The organism is Mucilaginibacter humi (assembly GCF_013087555.1).
In genome coordinates, this window is the sequence record NZ_JABFCR010000050.1 from 1 (window position 1) to 24976 (window position 24976).

Genomic DNA, 24976 nt, shown 5'->3' on the forward strand with positions numbered 1-24976 from the left:
TTTACCGTCGCCATCAGTACGCCATACAGATACATAATCGCCATAAACTTTATCATCGTCACTTTTACCATTTTGGTATACATACGGGCCGGCCGTAAATGCCAAATCGCCGTTGTAGGAAATGCGGGCAATTTTTGGTGTCCAACTTAATGAACCGGCTTGCTTTTCAATGTTCGCATAAAAATCAGTGATCTTAACTGGCTTGGGTCTGAATACAATACCATCCGGATCGGCAACGGCTAAAAAGCCTTCTTTCATGCCTTTTTTGCTACTAATTTGTTAAAGCTTTCCTCGGCCTCTACTACTTTACTAACCTTGGCAGGCAATTGTGCTACAGCAATTGATGCTGAACAAATAAAACAGATGGCGGCCAGTATGTTTTTTTCATTGTGTGTGATTTGTAGTTAATATAGTCCGCATATTTTGTACGGACTAATGTATCTGCTTTTAATTTTTATATTAACGTTAAAAACTGAATTAAATTTTACTCCAGTTTGTTCCTTCTTTACTATCCTTTAACTGGAAGCCTATTTTTGCAGGCCATCGCGTATTTTATCAGAGGTAGCATAATCCTGATTGGCTTTTGCACTGGTTACGCAAGGTAACTATCAGGTTCAAGACTTTGGGGAGATCATCATTTGCGGCTTGCTCATCCTTTAATCCCAAAACATCAAACACAAAAGTGGCGATGATGTTTTTTAAAATTTCTAAATTATCAGCATCTACTTTCAGTTTACCATCGTGTACCGAATTAATAATGCGTGTGGCTTCAAACAATTCGGCTATTAAAACCGGGCTGTTAAAATCATCATTCATGGCATCATAGCAGCGTTGCTGTAAAGCCGCCATATCAACGTCCGAGGTTGCTGATGACTTCAATCCATCTAATAACCCAACCGCGTTCATCAATCGTTTAAAGCCCTTGTCCGACGCTTCCATGGCTTCGTTACCAAAATCAAGCGTACTGCGGTAATGCGCCTGCAGCATAAAGAAACGCACGGTCATTGGGCTGTACCCCCGGTCTAATATAGAATGCTCTCCCGTAAAAGTTCATGCGGCAAAAAGCTGTTGCCTAATGATTTTGACATTTTTGCCCGTTTACCGTAAGCATATTGGTATGAATCCAGTAAGTAGCGGGGTTTTTACCGCAGCTGGCCACATTTTGCGCAATTTCATTAGTATGATGCGTAGGCATCAAGTCTATACCGCCGCCATGAATATCAAACTGATCGCCCGGTACTTATGGCTCATGGCAGAACACTCTAAATGCCAGCCGGGGAAACCAACGCCCCACGGCGAGGGCCATTTCATCAAATGCTCGGGCTTCGCCTTTATCCATAAGGCAAAATCAAGCGGGCCGCGTTTATCGTTCTGCCCGCCTAATGTACGGGTATTTACCAGCAGGTCCTCCAAATTACGGCCGTTAAGTATGCCGTAGTCCTGAGTTTTATTATACTTTTCTACATCGAAATATATAGAGCCGTCAACCTCATAGGCATAGCCTTTTTCCAGTATCAGCTTTACCAGTTCAATCTGTTCACTAATATGGCCGGTAGCCGTAGGTTCAATACTTGGTGGTAGTGTGTTAAAAATGCGCATCACGTCATGAAACCCAACCGAGTATTTTTGCACGATCTCCATTGGCTCCAACTGTGCCAGCTTTGCTTTTTTAGAGATCTTATCTTCGCCCTCGTCACCGGCATCACCCTCTAAGTGGCCTGCATCGGTAATGTTACGCACATAGCGCACCTTGTAGCCAAGCAGCATCAAATACCTGAAAATCAAATCGAACGAGATATAGGTACGACAGTTGCCTAAATGTACATCACTATAAACAGTAGGACCGCATACATACATACCCACATGCGGGGCATTAAGCGGCTTAAATTCTTCTTTTTGCGTGTTAATGTATTGTAAACAAATAAATTTTGTTTCATGGGGGCAAACTTACGATTTTTCAGTTTTAGTTAAGCGGTTAGATTAAGTTGATTGAGTTAATGGTTTTATTTTACACTGGTATAACTTAATCAACTATTTACACAATCAACCACTCACTTTAACATCAGGTCGGCAATTACCGGGTAATGGTCTGATAACTTTTTCTCGACAATAGTATAGCTCGCAACATTAAATTGCGGCGACACCATAATATAGTCTATCTGGTAATTCGGAAAATCACCGTTGTAGGTACGGCCCGGGCCAAAGCCTTTTTCGACAAAGGTGTTTTTGAGCCCTTTAGACATCTGGTTTACTGCGTAGGATGATGGCGTATCATTAAAATCGCCGGATATAATGTATGGATATGGACATTGTTTAGCATGTGCCCTTATTAAAGCCACCTGTTCGCTACGTTTAATAAATGCTCTTTTTAATTTGCCGCCTAAGCGCTTGGTCGAGCTAAAATCGGGTTTGCCTTTTTGGGTTACCGTATCTATGTACTTATAGTCGGCCGGTTCAAACTGTATGGATTGAAGGTGTACGCTATAAACTCTGAAAATATGATCGTTTTGTTTGATATCGGCATATAAACATTGGTTCCCGCTATATAATGGCGATAGCTGCAAAAGCCCTTTTGCAATAATTGGAAATTTTGAAAAATAGCATTACCCAATTTTTCATCTTCGCTCCCACCAAAATTTTCAAAATAATAATTAGCAGAACCCATGATTTTTTTCATAGAATCAATTATTGCATACTGACCACGTTTGCGGCTATAAAACTCTTGTATGCCAATAACATCGGGTTGTTGATTACTTATAATACTTAGTATCTCGTTTTTGGTAGAGATATCTTTTCCTGAGCCGTATTTTTAAAATCGTGTACGTTGTAGGTCATCATCCTAACGGCATTATCGGCCTTTGGCTTATTTATATTACGATTGCCGGGATGGAGACCGATATTTTTTCTAATACGCCAAAGCCGCAAAGTATACCTAATACTGATATCAATACCAGCCAGCTTTTACGTAACAGCCAATAAGCAATCATTATCAGGTTAACCAATAATATCGGCGGGTAAGCCAGGCCGAAGAACGCGATGAGCCAGACTGTCTTAGGATCGGTTACCGGGGCAAGGTAACTTATAAGCAAAGCCAGGCATAAACCGCAGTTTATCCATAAAAACACCTTATCAATAAAAGGTAATTTTTGTTTTTTCTTCATTTTTGCTGGCGCGAAATAAAGTATCTTTTTCCTGCTTGCTCAGGTTATCATATCCCGTTTTTGATATTTTATCCAATATCTGGTCAACCTCATCCTGCCGTGGTGCACCCGAAGACGAACCTTTATCGCGATTTGTTGATGCTACTTTTAGTTTAGTTTTTTTCTTAAACAGTTTAGCTATACCACCCACCATATCTCGCCCCTGCTGTAGCTGCTTTACATATATAAAGCCAAACAATGCCCCGCCCAGTGCGCTATCTCGCCGCCTGCGTTGGGTCCAACTATGCCTAAAAAATCGACTGCGACATAAAATATAACCAGCCATTTTAAGCGCACCGGGCCTATAAACATTAAAGAGATAGTATAATTTGGCGCTATGGTAGCCGCACCAACAATTACCGCCATAACCGCCGCCGATGCACCAACAACCGAACTGTTTAACACTAACCCGCTTTGCGTAAACGCCGGGAAAATATTATACGCAATAACAAACAATGCGGCACCGGCCAATCCGCCTAATAAATATAAGCCTAAGGTGCATTTGGTGCCTAAATATTCTTCAAATATTTGCCCCAGCCAGTAAAGCCAAAGCATATTAAACAGGATATGGAAAATACCCGCATGTAAAAACATATAAGTAAAGGGTGTCCAGAAGCGCACGGCCAGTTTGGGCAGGTAAGCCGGCATATATAAATACTCACGGGTTAGGTCGTCAACCACGGTAGTTCTGAATACTAACCGCTCAAATATGGATAACACGCCAATCACCAAAAAAACAATAACATTAATACCGATAAGCAGGTATAGCTTACTACCCGACCTGAACATCTTGTTATTAATTTCCTGCCACAACGTCATGATGATATACTATAGCTTAATACTGAAAATCTTTAGGGCCCTGCAAGCGCCATGATTTTACTAAAATAAACCCTATTAACGCCCCGCCCAAATGCGCAAAATGCGCCACATCATCGCCCGCGAACTGGGTTACACCTAATGATAGCTCCAACAATACATATACCGGCATAATATACTTTGCTTTAACCGGTACCGGTATAAACATGATCATTAACTCGGCATTGGGGTACATCATACCAAAGGCTATTAATAAGCCAAATATGGCCCCGGACGCACCAACCATTGATGACATGTAAATACCCGCTAATTTTTTAGCATCTTCTAAAGGGATACTGTTTAAAGTAGCATTAATATCAGGCGTTGTAAATGTACCTATGATGCCATGCACCTCAATAGCCTGCACTATTAATTGTAAGGCTATACCACCAAGCCCGCAAATAAAATAAAAGATCATAAATCTTTTTGAACCCATTGAATACTCTAACACAGCGCCAAACGAGTATAAGGCGAACATGTTAAAAATAATGTGCATCCAGCCGCCATGAAAGAACATATAGGTGATAGGCTGCCACGGCTTAAACAAAGGCGAATCAAAGTAATGCGCCGAAGCCGGGTTGTAAATTTGATTTACCATTGCCTCATTAAACAGCAAATAAGGCAGGAAGCAAATTACATTTATGATTAGCAGGTTTTTTACAACCGGTGAAAGGTTTGCGAAGGGTGATTGCATATTATATTTTGTATCGGTTATTTTTCAAACCGTTCTATTAATTCATTTAATGTAAAGGTACTAATTACAGGCTTGCCATTTAGCGCAACATTTGGCATTTGGCAGGCAAAAAGCTGATCAGTTAACTGGTTCATTTCTTCGGCTGATAATTTTGTTCCGGCTTTTATAGCCGCGTTACGCGCCAGCGACCGGGCCAGGTTATCACGCTTATCCAGTTTCAATATCGACAGGTTATTTTTAAAGCCTTCCAGCAAACGCTCTAATAACTCATGTTCGCCCACATTGTTTAGGTCGGCCGGGATCCCTTCTACAACTACGGTGTTTTTACCAAATTCGCGGATATCAAAACCCAGCGCGCGGATATCGGGCATCAGCTCTCTTAATAACTCAAAATCGGCCCCGTTTAGTGTAAGCGATTGCGGGAATAAACTTTGCTGGCTCACACCCGAATGGTTTTGCAGCTGCTGTAAAAAACGTTCGTACAAGATCCGCTCATGCGCGGCCTGCTGATTGATCAGCATAAAACCCGACTTGATCTGCGACATGATAAACCGGTTATGCACACGGAAAAACTGCCTGTCGGTTGATTTGGCTATTTTCTGGTCATTCACAGCCAGCTTCTCTTCAACATGGATCTCCTGTTGTACCGTATTATCTTTTTTGCTGATCTCGTATAAGGTATCCCAATTATTGGGGATAGGGTTGCTCCTGTCAGGATTACTCCGGTTGCCACTACTATCGCGCAAAAAAGGCAGTTCGCGATCTGTTTTAAACGGATTAAAATCCGGGTTAAAGGCAATAACCGGGGCTATGATCTCCTCGAAAGGCTTTGGCGTTATCAGGTGCTCAATGCTGTTCTCTGGTCAAAATCAAGGCTTGGGGTAATGTTATATCGCCCTAATGATCGCTTAACTGCCGAGCGGATAATGGCATATATAGCTTTTTCGTCCTGGTATTTTATCTCGGTTTTAGTAGGATGTACGTTGATATCAATTTTTGACGGATCGATATCTATAAACAACACATACAGCGGATAGGTATCATCAGGCAATAACTCTTCAAAAGCCGTCAGCACCGCATGGTTCAAATACGGGTCCTTTATAAAACGGTTGTTTACAAAAAAAAACTGCTCCCCCTTGTACGCTTGGCAAACTCGGGCTTGCCCACAAAACCACGCAGGTTAATAATGGTGGTATCTTCTTCAACTGGCACCAGGCGCTGGTTGTAGTTATTGCCAAATAAATGAATAACACGCTGTTTTAGCGTAGTAGCCGGTAAGTGGTAAACCTCCTGCCCATCGTGATGCAGGGTGAAGAATACTTCGGGGTGTGCTAAAGCGACACGCTGAAACTCGTCAATAATATGACGCATCTCCACCGGGTTGCTCTTTAAAAAGTTTCGGCGCGCGGGTATGTTATAAAATAAGTTTTTACAGATATAGATGTACCGGCGACAGCGGCGCAAGCCTCCTGTTTGATAACCTCCGATCCTTCGATACATATACAACTTCCCAGTTCATCCTCATGGCGGCGGGTTTTTAGCTCCACCTGCGCGATAGCGGCGATAGATGCCATAGCCTCGCCCCTGAAACCCATGGTGCGGATAGCGAAAAGATCCTCGGCTTTCTTAATTTTTGATGTGGCGTGGCGCTCAAAGCTCATGCGCGCGTCTGTACCGCTCATGCCGCAACCGTTATCAATAACCTGTATCAATGATTTGCCGGCATCCTTCACAATCAACTGGATCTTGTCCGCCCCGGCATCAATCGCATTCTCTATCAGTTCCTTCACTGCAGATGCCGGCCGCTGCACCACCTCGCCCGCGGCGATCTGGTTAGCGACTGAATCCGGTAAAAGCTGAATTATATCTGACATTTATAAAATTTTCCTTCAATTACTTTTCGGTGCTAAATTAACTAATTAGGCGCATAACTTGGGGCTTTTTTGCCTTGGAATAGCATTCATTGAACGCGCTCTATTGCCTCACCCTGCCCTCTCCAAAGGAGAGGGTTCTAAATGCGAAATTTATACTTTCAAAGTCAAAAAGCCCCTCTCCTTTGGAGAGGGGTTGGGGTGAGGCTTAAAAAATCACTTTAACATCATAACTTTATCATTTTATAGTTGTATATACCTTTAAGTGCAATATATTTACATCATTACATCACCTGTATGAAGAAACTATGGCCCATCGTGCTGCTTTTTGTTGCAGCATGTAAACAAAAGGAATACAACGCCGACCTGTTAGTAAAAAACGCGGTAGTATATACAGTTGATAGCGCCTTTACAACCGCTAACGCCTTTGTAGTAAGTGGTGGCAAAATTATATCAGTAGGCAGTGCCGATACTTTAGAAGAAAAATACCTGGCCCGTGAAGTTATAGACGCCGGGGGCAAAGCCATATATCCCGGTTTTATTGATGCGCACGCTCATTTTTACGAATACGGCCTGGGCCTGCAGCAAGTGCCTTTAAAAGGCCTGAAAAGCTGGGCCGAGGTTGTTGATACCGTAAAAGCTTATGCCGACCGCAATGCCGATGGCTGGATAATAGGCAACGGCTGGGACCAGAATATATGGGACGGTAAAAAGTTCCCAGATAAGGCCCTTCTGGACGAATCCTTTCCGGTGCGCCCGGTGATATTGCACAGGGTTGATGGGCATGCCGTAATTGCCAACCAGGCTGCACTAAACATAGCTGGCATTAAGCCCGGGCAAAAAGTTACCGGTGGCGAAATTGAGACTATAAACGGCAAGCTTACCGGCGTATTAATTGATAACGCCGTTGGCATCGTCACCCGTAAAATACCCGACCCCACCGAACAGTTAACCCAAAACGCCTTATTAAGCGCACAAGCTAATTGTTTCGCCGTTGGCCTTACCACGGTTGATGATTGTGGCCTTCCTTATAGCATGGTAAATACTATTGCCGAACTACAACATAAGGGTGCGCTAAAAATGCGCCTGTATGTAATGCTGGCCGACAGGCCCGAAAACTATGAATACCTGTTTAAACGCGGCGTATTTAAAACGCCCGGTTTAGATGTACGCTCGTTTAAAGTTTATGCCGATGGTGCATTAGGCTCGCGCGGGGCATGCTTGTTAAAGCCTTATAACGATCAAAAAATCGGAGCGGCTTTTTATTAAGCAGCCAGAAACATTTTGAAGAAGTTGCAAAAATGATAGCCGAAAAAGGCTTCCAGATGTGTACCCACGCCATTGGCGACTCGGCCAACCGGGTGATATTAAAGATATACGCGGCAGCCTTAAAGGGCAAGAACGACCGCAGGTGGCGCATAGAGCATTCGCAGGTGGTGGCGCCTGGTGATGTGGCTTTGTTTGGGCAAAATAATATTATCCCGTCTGTACAGCCTACGCATGCTACATCTGACATGTACTGGGCCGGACAACGCGGGTGCCGAAAGGTTAAAATCTGCCTATGCTTATAAAAATTTATTACAGCAAAATGGCTGGATGCCTTTAGGGACCGATTTCCCGGTAGAGAATATCAGCCCGTTTTATACTTTTTACGCCGCTGTGGTGCGCAAGGACCTGAAAGGGTATCCCGCAAACGGCTTCGGGTAGAAAATGCTTTGAGCCGTGTGGAAGCGCTAAAAGGCATGACCATTTGGGCGGCTAAAGCTAATTTTGAGGAAAAAGAAAAAGGCAGCATTGAGGTAGGCAAGTATGCCGACTTTGTAATAACCGACCAGGATTTAATGAAGGCTAATGCACGTGCATTACCAAATATTAACGTTTTAAAAACCTATATAAATGGAGAAAAGGTATATGAGAAAAAATAATAATTGTGTTCTTTTAATTTTATTGGCATTTACTTTATTTAATTCGGCTTGCGCGCAAAACGCCGGACTCGCTTATTTGAAAGAAGAGCGGCTGGCCGAAAAATCGACCGTATTATTAAACAATGATAATTCCCTTATACCGTTACGCAACATCGGCAATTTAAAAATTGCCAGCATCCATTTATCGCACCAGTTTGCTGTTGGGTTTGACAGCCTTTTAAATAAGTATGCAAGAGTAGAATCTTATAGCATGGCGGGGTATGTAGGTAAACGGGCACTTACACAACTTTCTACCGATCTGAAGCCATACAACACAATTATTGTACAGCTTAATGAGGCTGATTTGAACAATACCGAATTAGTAAATTTTATTACGGACAACCAAAAGTCAAGGAATATGGTGATAGCCTATTTTGGCAAAGGCGAAGAGTTGGCTAAGCTAACCGACGTTACCGTGCCCATAATTTATGCGGATCATGCATCGGTGGTTGCAGCTTATTTTAGTGCGCAAGCCATATTTGGCGGGGTTGCCATCACCCAAAAACTAACCGGTAGTATTACCCAGAAATACCGTTTTGGCATGGGCTTTACAACCGAAAAGACCCGCCTGCAATATACCGTGCCCGAAGCTGCTGGCATTGCCGGCAAAAACCTGCAGGATATAGACAAAATAGCTAAAGAAGCTATGGATGCCCATGCTACCCCCGGCTGCGTTGTACTGGTGGCTAAAGATGGTAAGGTAATATTTAATAAGGCTTACGGTTACCATACCTATGCTGCTAACATACCTGATAAGATCACCGATATTTTTGATGTGGCATCCATGACCAAGATCTCGGCGACGACCATTACCGCCATGCAGTTAAAGGACGAAGGTAAATTGAATGTTGATTCGACCTGGCTTATTACCTGCCTATGGCGCGTAATACCAACAAGGCTGATTTACAGGTACGCGAGGTATTAATGCACCAGGCGGGGCTGATTCCCGATATCCCAACTTTTGATAAAATTAAACCTACAGACCATAGCGCCGATTCATCTGCCGCGTTCCCGGTTAAGGTTAATAACGGCTATTTTTTGCGGAAGGATTATTATAAAGACATTATGCTTCCGGCTATGTACAACTCGCCGCTTAAAACACGGGGCCAATATGTTTACAGCGATGTAAGCATGTTGCTAATGCAGCAAATTGTAGAGAATATTATGAAAACGCCGCTTAACCAATACGTGCAACAGCAGTTTTATAACAGGCTTAGCATGCAAACCGCTGGTTTTTACCCCTCTACCGTTTCCCCGAGGTGCAGATCATTCCATCAGAAGATGATGAAGTTTACAGAAAATCTGAACTGATAGGTTATGTTAATGACCCTACCGCCGCCTTAATGGGCGGCGTTGCCGGCCATGCAGGGTTATTTGCCAGCGCAAATGATATTGCTATCCTTTACCAGATGCTATTAAACAAGGGCACCTATGGCGGCGATCAGTTCATAAAGTCAGAAACTGTCGACCTGTTTACGGCCAAGCAATCACCTATTAGCCGCCGCGGCTATGGTTTTGACCGCTGGGACCCTATTGCCGACCGTAAATATCCGTCAGAACTGGCATCGCCTTATACCTACGGCCATACCGGCTATACCGGTACCTGCGTTTGGGTTGATCCCAAATATAACCTGGTGTATATCTTTTTATCAAACCGTACTTATCCAACAGTTAGCAGTAAACTGGGCAGCTTAAATATAAGGCCAAGGATCCAGGATGTAGTTTATAAGGCGATAGCGAAAGGGATGTAAAATTTAAAATCAGTTGTCATTCAAACGAGGGCACGAAAAGAAATCTTACGATCCCTGCTTCGGTGGGTAAATGACACCTATTGCACCATTTTATTAGCGCAGCACGAACTGGCAAAGGCCTCGGGTTTGGCTTTAAATACAAAGCCCATGCTCAATATATAACCCATAGCCTCGTGCAGGGCCTGGTTTGATTTAAACATAGGGTTGGTGTTGATATCGGCGTGAACTTCAAGATCTACGTCATAAAGGTCAAGCAAGTCGCAAAGTTTATAGGATATATCTATTGATTTTTGCACCTCGGTAAGCATGCGCTCCTTGATGCTCATTTTTTGCGAACTGCGTTCTGGTGGATAAACATGAAACCACCCCGGCCCTCGCGCAGGAAAACAATAACGGTAGCAAAATCGATAATGTTGCCTTTAACCTGCGAGTCGGTGCCGATGCAAACTTTAAGCTTGTTGCCCAGCAGGGTTTCGCGCTCAATTGCTTGTTCTACTTCTTCAATAATGGGTAGTTGGATGATGTCACCGCTAAACTTTCTCCAGGTCATAAAGTACGTTTTTAGTAGTCCGTTAATGCATATCCTAAAGATAAAGCATAACGGACCATAAAAACGTTACCTTAATATCATTTATTTGTTAACACTTGCCTAAATATCAACACGTTAACAGCCTTGAAAGGGCGATTATTACATTTTTTTGATCTCAACACGGCGATTTCTGACGCGGCCGGCTTCGGTTGAGTTATCAGCAACCGGCTTTTTATCGCCATAACCTTTAACTACCAAATTATCAGCGCTGATGCCCGAATTAACCAGGTAAGTCTTTACTGCGGTTGCGCGTTCGACAGATAGGGCCATGTTGTGGGCATCGGTACCTTCGGCAGATGCATTGCCATTTAGCACAAATTTTACCGACGGGTCCTTCTTCATTTCGGTAACGGCTTTGTCCATAATTGGATAAGAAGCTGTTTTTAAAATGCCCGAGTTAAACTCGAACTGGATATTGGCAAAGTTATAATCGGGTTTTTCAACTACCGGGGCTGGCGCAGGTTTTGGCGTTTCGGCAACCGGCGCCGGTTTTGGCGTTTCAACAGGTGCAGGTGTGGTAGTTTCGGCAACCGGGGCAGGAGTTTGTGCTACTTTTTTGCTTTACAGGCGTTTAATAATACTACAGCTGATAATACAGATACGGAGAGGTAAAGTGCTCTTAAAAATTTCATAGTTGTAACGGGTTTGTTTATTTTGAAACGGCAATTATAAGTGGTTATTGTAAATAATACACCCCCATAATTATAAACATATAAACAACAGGCGCGTGGCACCTATGCATTTTAACTATAAATTCTCAAATAAAAAACTACGCTGTAGCCACCAGCTTGCTTAAGCTGCGGTAAACAAACTCGTTATAAATATGGCGGCGCGCAAACCTTCCCGGCGAATCAGCATTAACCAGTTTTACATACACGGCTTTAGGCACGTCAAAATATTCGTACGCGTTACCGTCCGTAAATTCTACCTTTAATACCGGCTTTTAAACTCGAAATCGGCAATGGCAGCGTTGGTTGTAGTTTCTATGTATTCGGCTTTTGATTGGTCGCGGGTTTCAGGAGCGATACTTACCAGGAAGTGATAAGCCTCAATAATGGTCTTGCTTTTTTCTTCAGCTTCCAGTTTACTTTCTTCGCTGGCACGGAATTTATCCGGATGCCACGTTTTCATTAATCCGCGGTAAACCGATTTTAATTCCTGTAGTTCAGCAGTTTCTGCAACGCCTAAAAGCTTGCGGTAGTCGACAATTTTTTTCATGTTGTATTTTGTAATTTATTGTCGTTGAAGCAGAAGCGTTTACTATTGCCCAAGAAAATAATGGCGCAAAGGTACGGTTTATTTTGGCAGCATGAAAGCGAAGCTGGCTTATAGTAATTTGTCATTGCGAGCGAAGCGTGGCAATCGCAAACTTTGCAGCGTGCAATTGCCGCGCTCGTTCCTCGCTCGCAATGACAATCTTATGGATATAAAGGAGGAATTATGTTACTACGGTAAGGGTATTGTTAGTGATAGTAACCGTATATTGTTTTAACGCGGTAGTTGCCGGGCCCTGCACAACAGCGCCGCTTTTACTAAATATGCTGCCGTGTAAAGGGCAAATAAATAAACTCTGGCTATTGTTATAATTTATGGCTGTGCCCTCATGCGTACAAGCCACCTGCACCGCCGTAAATGAGCTTGCGGCATTACCGGCGGCAGTTCGTACAATTATAACACCGTTACTAACCTTAGTATCGCCAATGGCGGTAAGCGATGAACTCAGATCGGCAGTAATTGTGGTGCCGCTTGCGGGCGGGTTAACCCCGCCTCCGTTATTATTTGATGGTGTTGCATCGCTGCCTTTACTGCATGCTGCCGGGCAACTGCCCATGCATACAGCCAGTGCGCCTATGCCCAGTTTCGATAAAAATTCGTCGCGTTCCATGTTGTTTTAATTGGGGGTATGGTTATAATTACATTTTATCTTTTTTAACCTTGGGGTTAAAATCAAACATCCTTGATATGGTAAAGCCTATGCGGTATTGGCCTTTTGAAAACTGACGCTGATTATTGCTCAGCATATTCATCTCGGATACAGAATTTGAGTTGGTAACGTTTACCGTAAATACGTGGCCGCCTGTTTCAACCTCATACCCAATACCTATCGGGTCTTCAAAACCATTAGCTTTTGTACGGAAATTAGAGAACGGGTGCGCGTAATCTAATATAAACCCTGCATGATTGCTTAACTTAATACGTGCAGATGCCTGTACCGCGAAGAATGATTTTTCGTTACCCGGCAATAGTGGGAAGGGCGTATTATTACTTACATAAGTTGGGGCAACCTGCAACGAAAGATCAGACGAGAACTTGCGTGCTATAATAACTTGTGCCAGATACGATAACCTGCTGCTAAAGGTTGGAAAGGTAGCAGTTTGGTATGGTTTTACTCCGGTTTCGCCAACAAGTGTTATTGCAAGCGGAGAGCTGCCATTTGATGTTTGGTGCAATACCGCCCATTTCGCTTCCAATTGTACCAACTGGCCAATGGTGCTGCGGCCCAGTCGAGGTTAAAGTTATCACTTACCCCATATTCAAATCCGAAGAAAACATCGTTAACACGGTCAATACCAAATGCGGCACGGCCGCCGCCATTGGTGCCGGCGATATCACCAAAGCGGTGGATGATCTGGAAGTTCAATTCGTTCTTCTTTACCATCTCGGTAGTTTGGGCCAGTACCAGTCGGGTTGATTTAAATATGGCAACCGGTACCGGTTTGTCATTGGCGCTCATGGCGTTCATTAAAGAATCGGCAGCCGACTTTTGCTGCGCTTTCGCGCTCAGGGTTACTGCCAACAGGGCTAATACTGCGATGTGTTTTTTCATTGTTGTGTGTGATAGTTGTGTGTTTAAATTTTATTTAGCCGCCGTATAAGTAGCATTAACATTCATTTTTATGCTTTCGGCTATGTTGTGAAATACCAGCTTCGGTATATCAATATGATGATCGACGCATTTCACCATAAATTCTGCCGTCATAGTTATTACTCCATTATTAACCGTGAGGTTGCCTTGTATGGTGCGATTTTGTTTAACATTATGCACATCAAGCTCACCTACAACAGTAATTGGGTAGCTGCCGTTCTTCGTCAGGTCGGGCTGCTCTTTTATTTTTCCTTTAAAAGTAGCGCGGGGATATTTATCGCTTTCCAAATAGTCGCTGTTAAAATGCTCCTGCATTAATGATTTGGGGAATTTGAAAGTGTTGATTGCTACGCTGAACACCAAATCGCCGGTTGAGGCATTATAAACCGAGTTCCCGGCTGATGTTTTGGCAGCTATATCTTCTATCGGCGCGGTCGAAAATAAACTTATCTGTGCGTTTTTACAGGCATAGAGGGTCTGCCCTGCTGCTTTTACTGATAGTAAAGCGGCAAGTAAAATAATACTTATATGTTTCATGTTTACTTAGGTTTTGTTAGCGAATTTATGTTCCAGTTTAGCCCTACCGCCACCCCAAAGGTTTGTACCTTAACCTGGCTGTAACCTATTGCAGACAGGGGTACTTTAAAGTAAGGTTGCAGGCTTAAGCCCACGTTTGAGTTAATTTTACGTTCGTAAGTGGCCTGCAGGTTCATGATGCTCCACATGTATTTACCTTTTCCCTGCACGGCGTAATATGACGGGCCGTATACCTTGGCCTGGTCGCCATAATCATAAGTATAGCTTTCATGCATCATGATATATGATGATATACCGGTGCCCAGTGTTATTTTATTGCTTGATTTGTTGTAAACACGGTAGCCTATATTAATAGGGATATCCAGTACCCGGCAGTCGGCATTAACATACTCGGGCTGGCTTTTAAATTTATATGTAGTAGTATATTGGCTAAAAGGCAATGAATAGGGCTTAACCGAATAATTTACGCCTGTGCTTAAGCTCAGTTTTTTAACCCCAGCGGTAAACATTAAACCAACGTTTGTACCCTTGCTGGCCGATTGAAATGAACCCACACCATTGATTTCTGACGATGCCAGCGCTGTTATAGCAAACAGCGGGCGGAACGACGAAGTACCAGTTTTCTTAACTTCTGCTGCTTTTGAAACCGTTAATGGCCTGATGGCCGATTTGGGTAAAACATTTGCTGCCAAAACCTGGCTGTTATCATAATCAACAGGGGTTATGCCCGGCATCAGGCTTACCGCTGTCAATGTATTATAAGATCTCACCGGATCAGTGCCGGCTTGAGCAATTACTTCATTTTTAGCCGGATATTTTAATCCTGCCGGTGGTAATACCGCACCATCTTTACCGCGTTTAGTTTTCTTTAGATTTTCGGCCGTATATGCCTGCGCTACCTTGTTTTGCTGTATAGTTGTTTGCTCATTCTTTACCGTGTTTGATGGTTTAGAAATTACGTCATTAGCTTTTGCAGGCGGGTTGGTTGCAGCCACCTGCAGCTGTTGCTCCGGTTGGGTAACTTTGGCCGGTTGTTCGCCGGTTTTAGCAGGTTTACTACCTGCGATTTGCTGAGTGCCTTGCTGCATGTTTGTTGCCTCTGGTTTAAACATCAACCAACCTAAAAACACCAAAATAACTGCAGCGGCCGCGCTTAACAGCGGTAGCCAATAAACCCTCCTCCTTGCGGGTTTCTCTTTATCAAGCATATGCTCGAAAGCATCCCAGTCACTTTCCCTGAACCCGGGTTCCTGAACCGGGTCCTGCAGGCTGTGCTTAAAGATGTCGTCAATGCCCTTTTCCTTTTTCATTCTCTAATGCCTTTATCATTATAAAACACCGGTTTAATATTTGCTGCGTTTATGGCAACTACCGGTGTAAAATTTGTTCCGTTTATGTAATTACCGGGTGCATCCGCATCCAGTATCATTTGTTTTAGTTTCTGCCTCGCTTTAAATAAATTAGATTTTGATGTACCTATATTTATATTCAGCATATCGGCAATTTCTTCGTGCGAATAACCGTCTATCGCAAATAAGTTAAATACGGTGCGATAGCCCTGTGGCAACCGCTGCACCATCGCCAGCAGATCATTATACTTCAGATTGTTATCGGTAGCTACGCTGGCATCAAAAACATGCTCGGCTTTGGTCCAGATCCTCGGCATAGGCCATTTTAAGGTTGGCGCGGTAATAATCAATAGATACATTGGTCATTATACGCCCCAGCCAGGCTTTAAAGGGCCTGGTAGCATCATACGATTCTATTTTTGTAAAAACCTTGAAGAATCCCCGGTTCATCACCTCAGCAGCTTCATCCCTATCGCCCGCATAGCGTAAACATATAGCCATAGAAAAACCATAGAATGCTTTATACAGCATTTTCTGGCATTTCCTGTCTTGTTTCATACAGCCCCTGATCAGTTGATGTAACTCTTCCTCGCCCATAAGGGTTGTTAATAGTTGCTAATGTTAATTACGCGCTAAACTACACCCATCACGTAGATTTATACGTAAAGGTTGCCCGCACACTTAAAATTAATTGAAATTAATTGAAAATCAGCCTAAATAAAATCAATTAATGTTTAAACACAGGCCTTTCTATATTTCCATTTGTAATTTTTAGGGTGATGGGCAACCTTTTTGTACTTTGTGTTCGTGTTTGTAGTAGTTACCTGTTTAAAACATATAATTATCTTTAACATGATACCCGTATCTGTAGTTATTATTACCAAAAATGAAGCAGAAGTTATTGCCGAATGCATAGCTGCCGCGAAACTGATCACCGATGATATTATTATCATAGATAATTATAGTACAGACCAAACTTATGATATAGCTGTTGCCGAAGGCTGCCGGGTTTATCAAAAAAACTGGGATGGTTACGGCGCCAATAAAAACAAGGGCATTGACCTGGCTAAATACGACTGGATACTAAGCGTTGATGCTGATGAAATTGCCGACACGGAACTTGTGCTATCGCTACATAGCTTAAAGCTTTCCGACCCAACCATGGTGTACGATATTAAGTTTAAATCTTATTTCGGTAAAAAGCTCATCCGCTATGGCAGTTGGGGGCGCGATCATCATATTCGTTTGTTTAACCGCACCGGTACGGTGGTCGCAATCAAGCGTGCACGAAACCCTGCTGCTGCCTGATGATACACAAATGCAGCGCACGGATGGCGCGATGCATCACTACTCGGTAAAAGACAGTGCCGAGTGTTACGCCAAGGCCATATATTATGCACGCCTTAGCGCCGAGAAATACCTGAACAGTGGCAAAAAAGTTAATATGGTAAACCTGTATTTATCGCCTGTGTTTAGCTTTGTTAAAAGCTTTATTTTATTTGGCGGGTTTAGGGACGGGAAAGAAGGCCTGGACATTGCCCGTATAACCTATAAAAACAAATGGCTTAAATATCATTACCTGCTGCGTTTTGAAAACACCCGGAAGAAAAAACAATACCTAAAACCTAACTTAGCGGTTGAATATTAATTATTTAACCCAGCGGTGAAACAAGGCCATCTTAAAAATCTATCGGCAAATGCCTTGCAGTTGGTTGCAAACCAACTTTTTGGGTTAGTTATATTTTATATCCTGTCTACCACATTAAGTAAGGCCAACTTTGGCCTGCTAAACTGGCGCTGGCTATTTTGCTGGCCGTGTTTAATATTCTTTCCTGCGGGATGGATCAGCTCATCGTTAAAAAAATAGCTGCTGATGACCATAAAGAATCGGCCCTTTCGCTATACATCACTCATACTTTAATAACCGGACTGCTGTTTTACGGTTTGTTATTAGCCGGCTACCTGTTATTCCCCAACCTCCCACAGGTATATGGGTTGCTATTACTAGTTGGCATAGGCAAGCTGATGATCTATCTCTCCACTCCCTACAAACAAGCCGCCAACGGGTTGGAAAGATTCAGACTAATGGCACGGCTATCGGTTATATCAAATTTTGTACGTTGTGTTTGTTTGGTGGTGGCGCTGTTGCTGCATAGTATTGATCTATCTGTAATTGTCGCCATTTTTATTATTGGCGATACTTTAGAATTTATAATTGGCTTTACCCTGTTTAAAACCAAAGCCCAAATGCCGGTACGTTTAAAATGGGACGGGCCCAATTATTTCAACCTTATCCGCGAAGCGCTGCCACAAATGGGCGTTGTACTAATTACCTCATCGCTGGCCCGGTTCGATTGGATCTTTATCGGCTTCATGCTATCGTCCATTAAACTGGCCGAGTATAGTTTTGCCTATAAGTTGTTTGAGATCGCTACTCTGCCGTTATTGGCCATAGCACCGTTGCTTATCCCCGGGTTTACCAAAATGTTTAAGCAGGGCGTTATTAATATAGCGGGGTTGAAGTTTTTGATCAGGGTAGAGATGATAGTTGCAGCGTTTACAGTGCTGTTGTTAAATATCTACTGGTCGCCCATTATTGATTGGGTTACGCAAGGCAAATACGGGGCGGTTAATGTTAATACCATTTTTATCCTGTCGCTTTGCCTGCCCCTGCTGTACCGGAGAATTTTTTGTGGACGATCTTCTTTGCGCAGGGGCGCTTAAAAATGATATTGCATGCCTTTATGGTTACGCTGGCCGTAAATGTGGTGGGCGATGTGGTGCTTATCCCCATCTATAAAAACGAGGGAGCAGCTATTGCCTTCCTGCTGGCTTGCATAGCGCAAATCATTTTCTATCTCAGCAAAAACACCCCGGCCGAACTAAAACATATCTGGCAGCCTTTATTAATCTGTACTGCCTGCGCATTGGTGAGCGGGATGGGGGCAAAGGCTATTTTGCACGGTACCGGGCGATTATACCGGTGTCGATAGTGGTTTATTTGGGGTTGTTGTTTATCACCGGGCAGATACGGTTGAGTGATAGACATCAGATCAAAACTTTAATCGGATAATAAGGCGCGGCCAGTGCGATTCCCCTCTTGAGAGGGGCGGAGGGGTGTGTCCTTTCGCGCGCATACACACCCCTGCGGCCGCACCGCCCACCGCACCCCTCTCAAGAGGGGAACTTAGTATACAGGCAACCATTCCCAATTTCCGCCCGTAATCCCTCTACCGGGATTAACCCGGTGATTTGCCCCTGTAAAAATCGGATGACCCAAAAGCCAATCGCATTTAATTTAATAAAAATAAAAGGCAGCACCGACTGGAAATTACTGCTGTTTTTGGTGCTGTTTTTAGATGTTAAGCTGGCGGTAAAGGTTGTTGCGCTTGCCGCCATCTACCTGTTAAACTTCAATTTTAAATTTGGCTTCAGACTTAAAGGCTCAAGGCTGCCGCTTTTTTACCCGCTGATAATTGTGCTGGCGGTAATTGGGTACTTACTTAACGGGCGCTACACCAATTTAAACTATAACCTGGTTTTTATAACCGGCATAGGTTTTTGGTTAGTAAGTATTTTAGCGATACACCAAATTAAGCTGACAGTTGAAAGGAACACGGTAGCGGTAATTAATCAAACCACGGTTATTTTCTTTATTATTAATACAGCTGTATCGCTGTTAAATATAGGCGCTATTATAGTACATACCCATGCACTTAACCCATTTACTTACCGGGGCGAGTACCAAAAATACTTCATCAGTACCGGCGATTTTATAAAGGGGCTAACGTTCGACTCATCAATAACCAACTCCGTAATAAATGCTTTTGGAGTGGTTTACTTTTTAACCCGCAAAAACTTTCTGATGACGCTGGTTTGTATGGCGGTGTTATTACTTACGGCCAGTAATTTTATCAATTTGCTGGTAATCGCTCTCCGGGGTTCCTGTTTGTTTTTAAAAGCAACCGCGATCAGAAAAGCATTATCGTTGTTTGCCGGGGTTCTGGTGGTGTTTATGGCTAAAATATCCCCACAGAATAATGATTATGCATTAAACACGATAAAAACCGCCTTATACAAAAAGCCGGTAATCTCCCCATGGCTGGTCGATAATACCATACGCATTACCTTACGGCCGGATAGCACGCTTACACCCGAAGAGAAAAAGGAAAAGATAGCAACCCTCTATCTCGACAGTTTATATAAAGCACATACGCCTAAGATTGTAACTAACACCTTGCCTGCGGGAGTAGTAACTACCCCAACCGGCAAAATAATTCTACCTAAGCCTAATCTTAACCTGCCGGGATATCAATGGTTGCGATCGACCCCAAAAGAACAAACTCAGTTACACGATTTTGTAACCGCGCATGAGCGAGAACTGCCTGTTTCAAAACCCATACACGGAGCCCCACCCCGGGAAAATTACGGGGATGAAACAGACCTTAAATTTTTTTAAGCAACACCCTGCTAAAATATTTTTTGGTGAGGGCGTTGGCAATTTTTCGTCGAAACTGGCATTTAAGGCAACCGGGTTAAATTTTAGCGGGGGTTATCCTAAAAAATACGTTTACATTAACCCTGATTTTTTGAGGAACCACACGGATGTTTACCTTTCTTTTTTCAGCAGGGCGGCGGGCACCCACTCGTTAACTAACAGTCCATTTTCAGTATATGATCAATTACTATCCGAATATGGTTTATTGGGTCTATTGGCCTTGTTTATTTATTACCTGTGGTTTTTTGCCCGGCATCATAAAAAGCTCACTTACGGCATCCCGTTATTAATCTTATTATCGTCGATATTTTTTATCGACTATTGGTTCGAGCAGCTATCGGTAGTGGTATTGTTTGAGTTATTGTTATTTTTAGATATTAAAGAAAGTCAGTTACCGTTAACCCCTAAAACCGTAATAGCATGACCGCCACGCCAAGCATAACCGTTTTAATGCCGGCTTACAATGCTGCAAAATATATTGCCGAAGCAATTACGTCGGTGCTGCAACAAACCTATACCGACTTTGAATTGCTGATTGTAAACGACGGCTCGACAGATGAAACAGTGGCCATCATCGACAGCTTTAAGGACGACCGTATAGTATTGATCAGCCAGTCCAATAAAGGCGTTGCAGCTGCTTTAAATACCGGCCTGGCACATGCAAGGGCTCCCTACATTGCAAGGTTTGATGCGGATGATGTTTGCTACCCTTACCGGTTAGAAAAACAGGTGCGGTTTTTACAGGATAACCCCGAATATATTTTAGTAGGCAGCGAGGCCAAATACATTTTAGAGAACGGTGAGTTTTTATTTGACTTTCATTGTATCGCCTACTCGCACGAGCAGATCATCGATAAATTATATTTTTACTGCCCGTTTGTGCACCCCGCCGTTATGTACAAAAAGCAGGCGGTGATTGATGCGGGCGGCTATCCGACCCATGCCCATAACTTTGAGGATTATTTATTGTGGGCCAACCTTGCAGGCTCGGGCAGGCTTTGCAACCTTACAGAACCGCTGATAAAATACCGCCTCAACTCATCATCGGTAACTATTGATGAGAAATGGCGGGGACGAAGGTTCCGGGAATTAAAGCGCGAGATTGTACTGCGCGGCTTCATAACTGCCGCCGAGGGTAATGAGCTGCTGGCTATAATTAAGGACCGGGACGTCCGCAAAATAAAAGAGGGCGCCTATAATGCTTTATGCGGCAAAAATTCCTGACAGATAACCACCAGCCCGAAAAGGCCCGCGATTATTTTAACCGGGCCATCAGGATCTATCCGTTACGGCTGGAGAACTACCTGCTGTACATGTTAAGTTATTTCCCCGAAAGCTTTATAGCGTGGCTGCATAAACTTAGCCCTAACCGTTTATAGTATGAGGGTAGCAATAATAGCACGATCGACTTTATATATCGTACCCGGTGGGGATACGGTTCAGGCAGTACAAACCGCTTCGCAATTAAAAGAGCTGGGTGTTGTTGCGGAAGTAATGTTGGCGAATGATGTTATTGATTATAGCAGGTACGATCTGCTGCATTTCTTTAACATCATTCGCCCGGCTGATATTTTATATCATAGCAAAAAAGCCGGCAAGCCTTATGTGGTTTCAACTATTTTGGTTAATTACAGCGAATACGATAAACATCACCGTAAAGGCATTGGTGCTTTGTTTAGCTATCTGCCTTCAAATAGTATCGAATATATAAAAACGATGGCCCGCTGGCTATTGGGCCGCGACCACCTGTCAAGCCGCAGCTATATCTGGAAGGGTCAGCGTAAAAGCATTATGGAAATCCTGCGCAATGCAGCTATGATATTGCCTAATTCCGAGTCGGAATATCAGCGTTTGATGAAGTCCTATCCGCAACAGGTTAAATACCGGGTGATACCCAATGGTATCAATCCTGCTTTATTTAACCATGATAGCTCAATCATGAAGGATAACAATATGGTTTTATGCGTGGCACGGATAGAGGGGATAAAAAACCAGCTTAACCTGATAAAAGCCTTAAATAACACCCGCTTTAAATTATTACTGATAGGTAACCATAGCCCCAACCAACAGGCGTATTATGACGAGTGCCGAAGAATAGCAGCAGCAAACATCCAATTTATCGACCATTTGCCCCAAACCGATCTGGTAGCTTATTATCAGCAGGCAGGCGTACATATTTTGCCCAGCTGGTTTGAAACTACGGGCCTAAGTTCGCTTGAAGCGGCTGCCATGGGGTGCAACCTGGTGATAACAGACAAAGGCGACACCCGCGAATATTTTGAATATTATGCCTTCTATTGTGATCCGGCGAAGCCGAAAAGTATATTAGCCGCTGTTGAAGAAGCAAGTACTACTGTAAGGCTGGATAGCCTACGCGAAAAAATTTTGGAAAAATATACATGGGCGCAGGCAGCCAAAAGCACATTTGCTGCGTATCAACAAATATTAGCTGCCACATGAAATTAAAGATAGCGATATTAGGAACCCGGGGCATCCCGAACCACTACGGTGGGTTTGAGCATATATCAGAATATGTATCGGCAGGATTGGCTAAGCGCGGGCACACGGTAAGCGTATATAACTCACACAACCACCCGTATACGCAGGACACGGAACGGTGTAAACATCATCCATTGCTATGACCCCGAATATTTAATCGGCTCGGCAGGGCAGTTTGTTTATGATCTGAACTGCATCCGCGACTCGCGTAAACGCAATTTTGATGTGATCATTATTATGGGATATACCAGCAGCTCGGTTTGGGGCAGTTTATATCCTGAGCGAAGCGCCATCATTACCAATATGGACGGGCTGGAGTGGAAGCGCTCCAAATACTCAAAACCGGTACAAAATTTTTTAAAATATGCCGAAAAGCTGGCTGTAAAACATAGCCAGTATTACGTGTCCGACTCGATGGTTATTAAACAATACCTGGCCCGCAAGTACGATATCAACAGCCGGTATATCCCGTATGGCGCTGATATGATCTCACCTATAGAACGCGAGCAAATAACCCCGGCCGAAGCTGCCAAAGAAGATTATTTTTTACTGATGGCCCGCATGGAGCCTGAAAACAATATAGAAACAATTTTAGAGGGTTATAACCAGAGTAATTCTAACAAGCCATTTAAAGTTTTGGGCGATACCGGCAATCGCTTCGGCAAATTTATCACCCATAAATTTCAAAACGATAGCAGGATAGAGTTTAAAGGGTCGATTTTTGACACTGGCAAAGTTAGGGCGCTGCAAAATAATTCGTACCTGTATTTTCATGGGCATAGTGTGGGCGGTACCAACCCATCGTTATTAGAAGCTATGGCCAGCGAGGCTTTAATAGCCGCACATAACAACCCGTTTAACCAGGCTGTTTTAAGTACTGATGCTTTCTATTTTTCAAATCCAAATGATGTAAAACAGCTGGTTGAAACGGTACAAAGGCATGACCCCGAAAAACTATGGTAAAAAACAACCTGCAAAAAATAAAGCACCTGTTTAATTGGGAAAGCGTGGTTGACGGCTACGAACAATACGCTATTGAGTGCTATCATGATTACAACAATGGAAGGCTTATTTCTTAAACACGGTGCGCCGGCAACTAAAATAAGCTACTACCATTTACTGGCTTTTATAGCCAGCCTCCCTTTTGATTTTTTTACAGCCACATTATCCTGGCAAGCTTTTGCCTGCATACGCTTATTCAACTGAACAGAAGAGACATCAAACCGGTTTTTACAGTTAGTAACCTGTTATTACAATCGGTGTTTTTTGTTACGCTGTTAAGCACCATTTACACCATTAACCGCCCCGAAGCTTTTAACCAGTGGGGCAAACATATCACTATATTATTGTTCCCCATACTCTTTTCTCTATCGCCTTTTGATCTGAAGAAATATCGCAATCAATTATTGTTGGGGTTCTCACTGGTATGTACTTTGGTTGTATTGTATTTGTATGCTGATGCTTTTTATACCATCAGGCATTATAGGTTGCCGCTGCGCGCTATCGTTTCTGGAGCATTTACCAATCAAAATTTTTCTGACTCCATTGAAATGCACGCCACATTTTTCTCGCTGCAACTGGTTATGGCGCTGGTATACCTGCTATCAGAATTATTAAAGAAACAGCCGGTCATTAACAAGGCTATTTATATTATTTGCAGCGTTATTTTATTAGCCGGGATAATTCAGTTAAGTTCAAAATCTATTTTTGTCGCGCTGTTTTTAATCATCAACCTGGCTGTGCCTTATTTTTTATTGATGGATAAAAAGCGGGTAAGGTTTATTGCGGTTACGGCATCATTATCAGTAGTGCTTATCATTATGTTATTTACCGTTGGCAATTTCAGGGTGCGGCTGGTAAACGATTTAAAATACGACCTCGCTTTAACAAGTACCGATAAGGCTTTTGATTCGCGCCTTGACCGTTGGGGCACCGCTACCGAATTGATCAGCAAATCGCCAATAATTGGTTATGGTGCAGGCTCAGAACTTGGCTTATTACATGAAAGCTTTTTCCAAAAGAAGTACTATAATTCGTTTCTGAACAATCTTAACGCGCATAACGAGTATTTAAGCATGCTGCTAAAATCGGGTATTATAGGCTTGTTTATCTACCTGGCTACTTTGTGGTTTGGCTTTAAGCAGGCGTTGCGAAGAAAAGATCTTTTGTTCTTTAGCTTTATGCTGGTGGTAGCGGTGGTATCGCTGTCAGAAAACCTGCTGGATGTAGATAAAGGCATCATATTTTACGCCTTCTTCTTTTCGTTTTTTATTTTTTCGGAGGATAAGAAAGCCGTTATAGCT

31 protein-coding genes and 5 pseudogenes are annotated in these 24976 nt (G+C 43.1%); 18 read left to right on the forward strand and 18 right to left on the reverse strand.

What is annotated here, in order from left to right; translation table 11 throughout:
- The 8 genes and pseudogenes from HK413_RS10770 to mutL form a co-directional block, all read right to left on the reverse strand.
- A pseudogene (locus HK413_RS10770) lies at positions 1 to 258 on the reverse strand (nuclear transport factor 2 family protein); the annotation flags it as partial.
- Positions 259 to 477: 219 nt separating this feature from the next.
- A pseudogene (gene cysS, locus HK413_RS10775) lies at positions 478 to 1937 on the reverse strand (cysteine--tRNA ligase).
- A gap of 114 nt (positions 1938 to 2051) precedes the next feature.
- Positions 2052 to 2564 (reverse strand): endonuclease/exonuclease/phosphatase family protein, encoded by a 513-nt coding sequence (locus HK413_RS10780; RefSeq protein WP_175270171.1) that lies wholly within the window; start codon positions 2562 to 2564, stop codon positions 2052 to 2054.
- Positions 2565 to 2867: 303 nt separating this feature from the next.
- A complete protein-coding gene (locus tag HK413_RS10785) occupies positions 2868 to 3161 on the reverse strand; it encodes a hypothetical protein (protein WP_175270172.1) in 294 nt (97 codons plus the stop codon).
- Positions 3130 to 3399: a DUF6576 domain-containing protein gene (locus HK413_RS18025; RefSeq protein WP_246230317.1), complete on the reverse strand. Its 270-nt coding sequence runs from the start codon at positions 3397 to 3399 to the stop codon at positions 3130 to 3132. The genes HK413_RS10785 and HK413_RS18025 overlap by 32 nt, the downstream gene beginning before the upstream one ends.
- Positions 3378 to 4019, reverse strand: coding sequence for a rhomboid family intramembrane serine protease (locus HK413_RS10790; protein ID WP_246230319.1), 642 nt, complete (start codon positions 4017 to 4019; stop codon positions 3378 to 3380). The genes HK413_RS18025 and HK413_RS10790 overlap by 22 nt, the downstream gene beginning before the upstream one ends.
- A gap of 16 nt (positions 4020 to 4035) precedes the next feature.
- Positions 4036 to 4749: a rhomboid family intramembrane serine protease gene (locus tag HK413_RS10795; RefSeq protein ID WP_175270173.1), complete on the reverse strand. Its 714-nt coding sequence runs from the start codon at positions 4747 to 4749 to the stop codon at positions 4036 to 4038.
- Positions 4750 to 4766: 17 nt separating this feature from the next.
- Positions 4767 to 6623 (reverse strand): annotated as a pseudogene (gene mutL, locus HK413_RS22255) (DNA mismatch repair endonuclease MutL).
- 294 nt (positions 6624 to 6917) lie between these two features.
- On the opposite strand from mutL, the gene HK413_RS10805 reads away from it, so the two are divergent.
- The 6 genes from HK413_RS10805 (at position 6918) to HK413_RS19990 (ending at position 10335) form a co-directional block, all read left to right on the forward strand.
- A complete protein-coding gene (locus HK413_RS10805; RefSeq protein WP_262886883.1) occupies positions 6918 to 7889 on the forward strand; it encodes an amidohydrolase in 972 nt (323 codons plus the stop codon).
- Between the two features lie 32 nt (positions 7890 to 7921).
- Positions 7922 to 8191 carry an amidohydrolase family protein gene (locus HK413_RS19975; protein WP_262886884.1) on the forward strand — a complete coding sequence of 90 codons (270 nt, stop codon included), beginning with the start codon at positions 7922 to 7924 and terminating at the stop codon, positions 8189 to 8191.
- A 153-nt stretch (positions 8192 to 8344) separates the two neighbouring features.
- Entirely contained in the window at positions 8345 to 8545 is a 201-nt protein-coding gene (locus tag HK413_RS18030) for an amidohydrolase family protein (RefSeq protein WP_317169491.1), read from the forward strand.
- A 76-nt stretch (positions 8546 to 8621) separates the two neighbouring features.
- Positions 8622 to 9509, forward strand: a complete 888-nt coding sequence (locus HK413_RS19980; protein ID WP_262886885.1) for a serine hydrolase domain-containing protein — start codon at positions 8622 to 8624, stop codon at positions 9507 to 9509.
- Positions 9461 to 9895, forward strand: a complete 435-nt coding sequence (locus tag HK413_RS19985; RefSeq protein ID WP_262886886.1) for a serine hydrolase — start codon at positions 9461 to 9463, stop codon at positions 9893 to 9895. Before HK413_RS19980 ends, HK413_RS19985 begins: the two co-directional genes overlap by 49 nt.
- Complete coding sequence (locus HK413_RS19990; RefSeq protein ID WP_317169492.1) at positions 9844 to 10335, forward strand: serine hydrolase domain-containing protein; 492 nt, start codon at positions 9844 to 9846, stop codon at positions 10333 to 10335. Before HK413_RS19985 ends, HK413_RS19990 begins: the two co-directional genes overlap by 52 nt.
- A 77-nt stretch (positions 10336 to 10412) precedes the next feature.
- Here HK413_RS19990 and HK413_RS10815 read toward each other — a convergent pair.
- From HK413_RS10815 to HK413_RS18050, 10 genes and pseudogenes are all read right to left on the reverse strand, one after another.
- Positions 10413 to 10885: pseudogene (locus HK413_RS10815) on the reverse strand (ribonuclease H-like YkuK family protein).
- A gap of 138 nt (positions 10886 to 11023) precedes the next feature.
- On the reverse strand, positions 11024 to 11287 hold the full coding sequence (locus HK413_RS18040) for an OmpA family protein (protein ID WP_246230320.1): 264 nt from the start codon (positions 11285 to 11287) through the stop codon (positions 11024 to 11026).
- A gap of 406 nt (positions 11288 to 11693) precedes the next feature.
- Positions 11694 to 11813, reverse strand: coding sequence for a KTSC domain-containing protein (locus HK413_RS21290; protein ID WP_317169493.1), 120 nt, complete (start codon positions 11811 to 11813; stop codon positions 11694 to 11696).
- Between the two features lie 41 nt (positions 11814 to 11854).
- The gene (locus HK413_RS21295) at positions 11855 to 12142 is read right to left on the reverse strand and encodes a J domain-containing protein (RefSeq protein WP_317169494.1); all 288 of its coding nucleotides are present in this window, start codon (positions 12140 to 12142) and stop codon (positions 11855 to 11857) included.
- A gap of 220 nt (positions 12143 to 12362) precedes the next feature.
- Positions 12363 to 12809 (reverse strand): QcrA and Rieske domain-containing protein, encoded by a 447-nt coding sequence (locus HK413_RS10830; protein ID WP_175270174.1) that lies wholly within the window; start codon positions 12807 to 12809, stop codon positions 12363 to 12365.
- 28 nt (positions 12810 to 12837) lie between these two features.
- A pseudogene (locus HK413_RS22260) lies at positions 12838 to 13751 on the reverse strand (DUF5777 family beta-barrel protein).
- Positions 13752 to 13781: 30 nt separating this feature from the next.
- Positions 13782 to 14327 (reverse strand): YceI family protein, encoded by a 546-nt coding sequence (locus HK413_RS10845; protein ID WP_175270177.1) that lies wholly within the window; start codon positions 14325 to 14327, stop codon positions 13782 to 13784.
- 2 nt (positions 14328 to 14329) lie between these two features.
- A complete protein-coding gene (locus tag HK413_RS10850) occupies positions 14330 to 15637 on the reverse strand; it encodes a hypothetical protein (RefSeq protein ID WP_175270178.1) in 1308 nt (435 codons plus the stop codon).
- Positions 15634 to 15993 carry an RNA polymerase sigma factor gene (locus tag HK413_RS18045; protein ID WP_246230322.1) on the reverse strand — a complete coding sequence of 120 codons (360 nt, stop codon included), beginning with the start codon at positions 15991 to 15993 and terminating at the stop codon, positions 15634 to 15636. The genes HK413_RS10850 and HK413_RS18045 overlap by 4 nt, the downstream gene beginning before the upstream one ends.
- Complete coding sequence (locus HK413_RS18050; RefSeq protein ID WP_246230324.1) at positions 15956 to 16273, reverse strand: RNA polymerase sigma factor; 318 nt, start codon at positions 16271 to 16273, stop codon at positions 15956 to 15958. The genes HK413_RS18045 and HK413_RS18050 overlap by 38 nt, the downstream gene beginning before the upstream one ends.
- A 204-nt stretch (positions 16274 to 16477) precedes the next feature.
- On the opposite strand from HK413_RS18050, the gene HK413_RS10860 reads away from it, so the two are divergent.
- From HK413_RS10860 to HK413_RS10910, 12 genes are all read left to right on the forward strand, one after another.
- Positions 16478 to 16984, forward strand: a complete 507-nt coding sequence (locus tag HK413_RS10860) for a glycosyltransferase family 2 protein (RefSeq protein ID WP_175270179.1) — start codon at positions 16478 to 16480, stop codon at positions 16982 to 16984.
- Entirely contained in the window at positions 16959 to 17324 is a 366-nt protein-coding gene (locus tag HK413_RS10865) for a glycosyltransferase family protein (protein WP_175270180.1), read from the forward strand. Before HK413_RS10860 ends, HK413_RS10865 begins: the two co-directional genes overlap by 26 nt.
- A gap of 155 nt (positions 17325 to 17479) precedes the next feature.
- A complete protein-coding gene (locus HK413_RS10870) occupies positions 17480 to 18400 on the forward strand; it encodes an oligosaccharide flippase family protein (RefSeq protein WP_317169495.1) in 921 nt (306 codons plus the stop codon).
- Positions 18401 to 18402: 2 nt separating this feature from the next.
- A complete protein-coding gene (locus HK413_RS10875) occupies positions 18403 to 18669 on the forward strand; it encodes a polysaccharide biosynthesis C-terminal domain-containing protein (protein WP_175270182.1) in 267 nt (88 codons plus the stop codon).
- Positions 18670 to 18947: 278 nt separating this feature from the next.
- Positions 18948 to 20135: a hypothetical protein gene (locus HK413_RS10880; RefSeq protein WP_175270183.1), complete on the forward strand. Its 1188-nt coding sequence runs from the start codon at positions 18948 to 18950 to the stop codon at positions 20133 to 20135.
- Entirely contained in the window at positions 20110 to 20598 is a 489-nt protein-coding gene (locus tag HK413_RS10885; protein WP_175270184.1) for a hypothetical protein, read from the forward strand. Before HK413_RS10880 ends, HK413_RS10885 begins: the two co-directional genes overlap by 26 nt.
- Positions 20595 to 21398, forward strand: coding sequence for a glycosyltransferase (locus HK413_RS10890; RefSeq protein ID WP_175270185.1), 804 nt, complete (start codon positions 20595 to 20597; stop codon positions 21396 to 21398). The genes HK413_RS10885 and HK413_RS10890 overlap by 4 nt, the downstream gene beginning before the upstream one ends.
- Entirely contained in the window at positions 21380 to 21553 is a 174-nt protein-coding gene (locus tag HK413_RS10895) for a hypothetical protein (protein WP_175270186.1), read from the forward strand. The genes HK413_RS10890 and HK413_RS10895 overlap by 19 nt, the downstream gene beginning before the upstream one ends.
- A gap of 1 nt (position 21554) precedes the next feature.
- Positions 21555 to 22634 (forward strand): glycosyltransferase family 4 protein, encoded by a 1080-nt coding sequence (locus HK413_RS10900; RefSeq protein ID WP_175270187.1) that lies wholly within the window; start codon positions 21555 to 21557, stop codon positions 22632 to 22634.
- Positions 22631 to 22816 carry a hypothetical protein gene (locus HK413_RS15445; protein ID WP_217452255.1) on the forward strand — a complete coding sequence of 62 codons (186 nt, stop codon included), beginning with the start codon at positions 22631 to 22633 and terminating at the stop codon, positions 22814 to 22816. The genes HK413_RS10900 and HK413_RS15445 overlap by 4 nt, the downstream gene beginning before the upstream one ends.
- An 82-nt stretch (positions 22817 to 22898) precedes the next feature.
- A complete protein-coding gene (locus tag HK413_RS10905; protein ID WP_217452256.1) occupies positions 22899 to 23636 on the forward strand; it encodes a DUF1972 domain-containing protein in 738 nt (245 codons plus the stop codon).
- A gap of 296 nt (positions 23637 to 23932) precedes the next feature.
- Positions 23933 to 24976, forward strand: a 1044-nt coding sequence (locus HK413_RS10910; RefSeq protein WP_175270188.1) for an O-antigen ligase family protein, incomplete at its 3' end; no start/stop codon positions are given.

Excerpts from the sequence above, each read along its gene's own strand:
- HK413_RS19985 (WP_262886886.1), top strand. The coding sequence starts at position 9,461 with ATGGCGCGTAATACCAACAAGGCTGATTTACAGGTACGCGAGGTATTA.
- HK413_RS10880 (WP_175270183.1), top strand. The coding sequence starts at position 18,948 with ATGACCCAAAAGCCAATCGCATTTAATTTAATAAAAATAAAAGGCAGC.
- HK413_RS10875 (WP_175270182.1), top strand. The coding sequence starts at position 18,403 with ATGATATTGCATGCCTTTATGGTTACGCTGGCCGTAAATGTGGTGGGC.
- HK413_RS10795 (WP_175270173.1), bottom strand. The coding sequence starts at position 4,749 with ATGCAATCACCCTTCGCAAACCTTTCACCGGTTGTAAAAAACCTGCTA.
- HK413_RS18045 (WP_246230322.1), bottom strand. The coding sequence starts at position 15,993 with ATGCCGAGGATCTGGACCAAAGCCGAGCATGTTTTTGATGCCAGCGTA.
- HK413_RS18040 (WP_246230320.1), bottom strand. The coding sequence starts at position 11,287 with ATGGACAAAGCCGTTACCGAAATGAAGAAGGACCCGTCGGTAAAATTT.
- HK413_RS10900 (WP_175270187.1), top strand. The coding sequence starts at position 21,555 with ATGAGGGTAGCAATAATAGCACGATCGACTTTATATATCGTACCCGGT.
- HK413_RS10785 (WP_175270172.1), bottom strand. The coding sequence starts at position 3,161 with ATGAAGAAAAAACAAAAATTACCTTTTATTGATAAGGTGTTTTTATGG.
- HK413_RS10805 (WP_262886883.1), top strand. The coding sequence starts at position 6,918 with ATGAAGAAACTATGGCCCATCGTGCTGCTTTTTGTTGCAGCATGTAAA.
- HK413_RS10845 (WP_175270177.1), bottom strand. The coding sequence starts at position 14,327 with ATGAAACATATAAGTATTATTTTACTTGCCGCTTTACTATCAGTAAAA.
- HK413_RS10850 (WP_175270178.1), bottom strand. The coding sequence starts at position 15,637 with ATGAAAAAGGAAAAGGGCATTGACGACATCTTTAAGCACAGCCTGCAG.
- HK413_RS10830 (WP_175270174.1), bottom strand. The coding sequence starts at position 12,809 with ATGGAACGCGACGAATTTTTATCGAAACTGGGCATAGGCGCACTGGCT.
- HK413_RS10790 (WP_246230319.1), bottom strand. The coding sequence starts at position 4,019 with ATGACGTTGTGGCAGGAAATTAATAACAAGATGTTCAGGTCGGGTAGT.
- HK413_RS10885 (WP_175270184.1), top strand. The coding sequence starts at position 20,110 with ATGAAACAGACCTTAAATTTTTTTAAGCAACACCCTGCTAAAATATTT.
- HK413_RS19975 (WP_262886884.1), top strand. The coding sequence starts at position 7,922 with ATGATAGCCGAAAAAGGCTTCCAGATGTGTACCCACGCCATTGGCGAC.
- HK413_RS21295 (WP_317169494.1), bottom strand. The coding sequence starts at position 12,142 with ATGAAAAAAATTGTCGACTACCGCAAGCTTTTAGGCGTTGCAGAAACT.
- HK413_RS10890 (WP_175270185.1), top strand. The coding sequence starts at position 20,595 with ATGACCGCCACGCCAAGCATAACCGTTTTAATGCCGGCTTACAATGCT.
- HK413_RS18050 (WP_246230324.1), bottom strand. The coding sequence starts at position 16,273 with ATGGGCGAGGAAGAGTTACATCAACTGATCAGGGGCTGTATGAAACAA.
- HK413_RS10895 (WP_175270186.1), top strand. The coding sequence starts at position 21,380 with ATGCGGCAAAAATTCCTGACAGATAACCACCAGCCCGAAAAGGCCCGC.
- HK413_RS15445 (WP_217452255.1), top strand. The coding sequence starts at position 22,631 with ATGAAATTAAAGATAGCGATATTAGGAACCCGGGGCATCCCGAACCAC.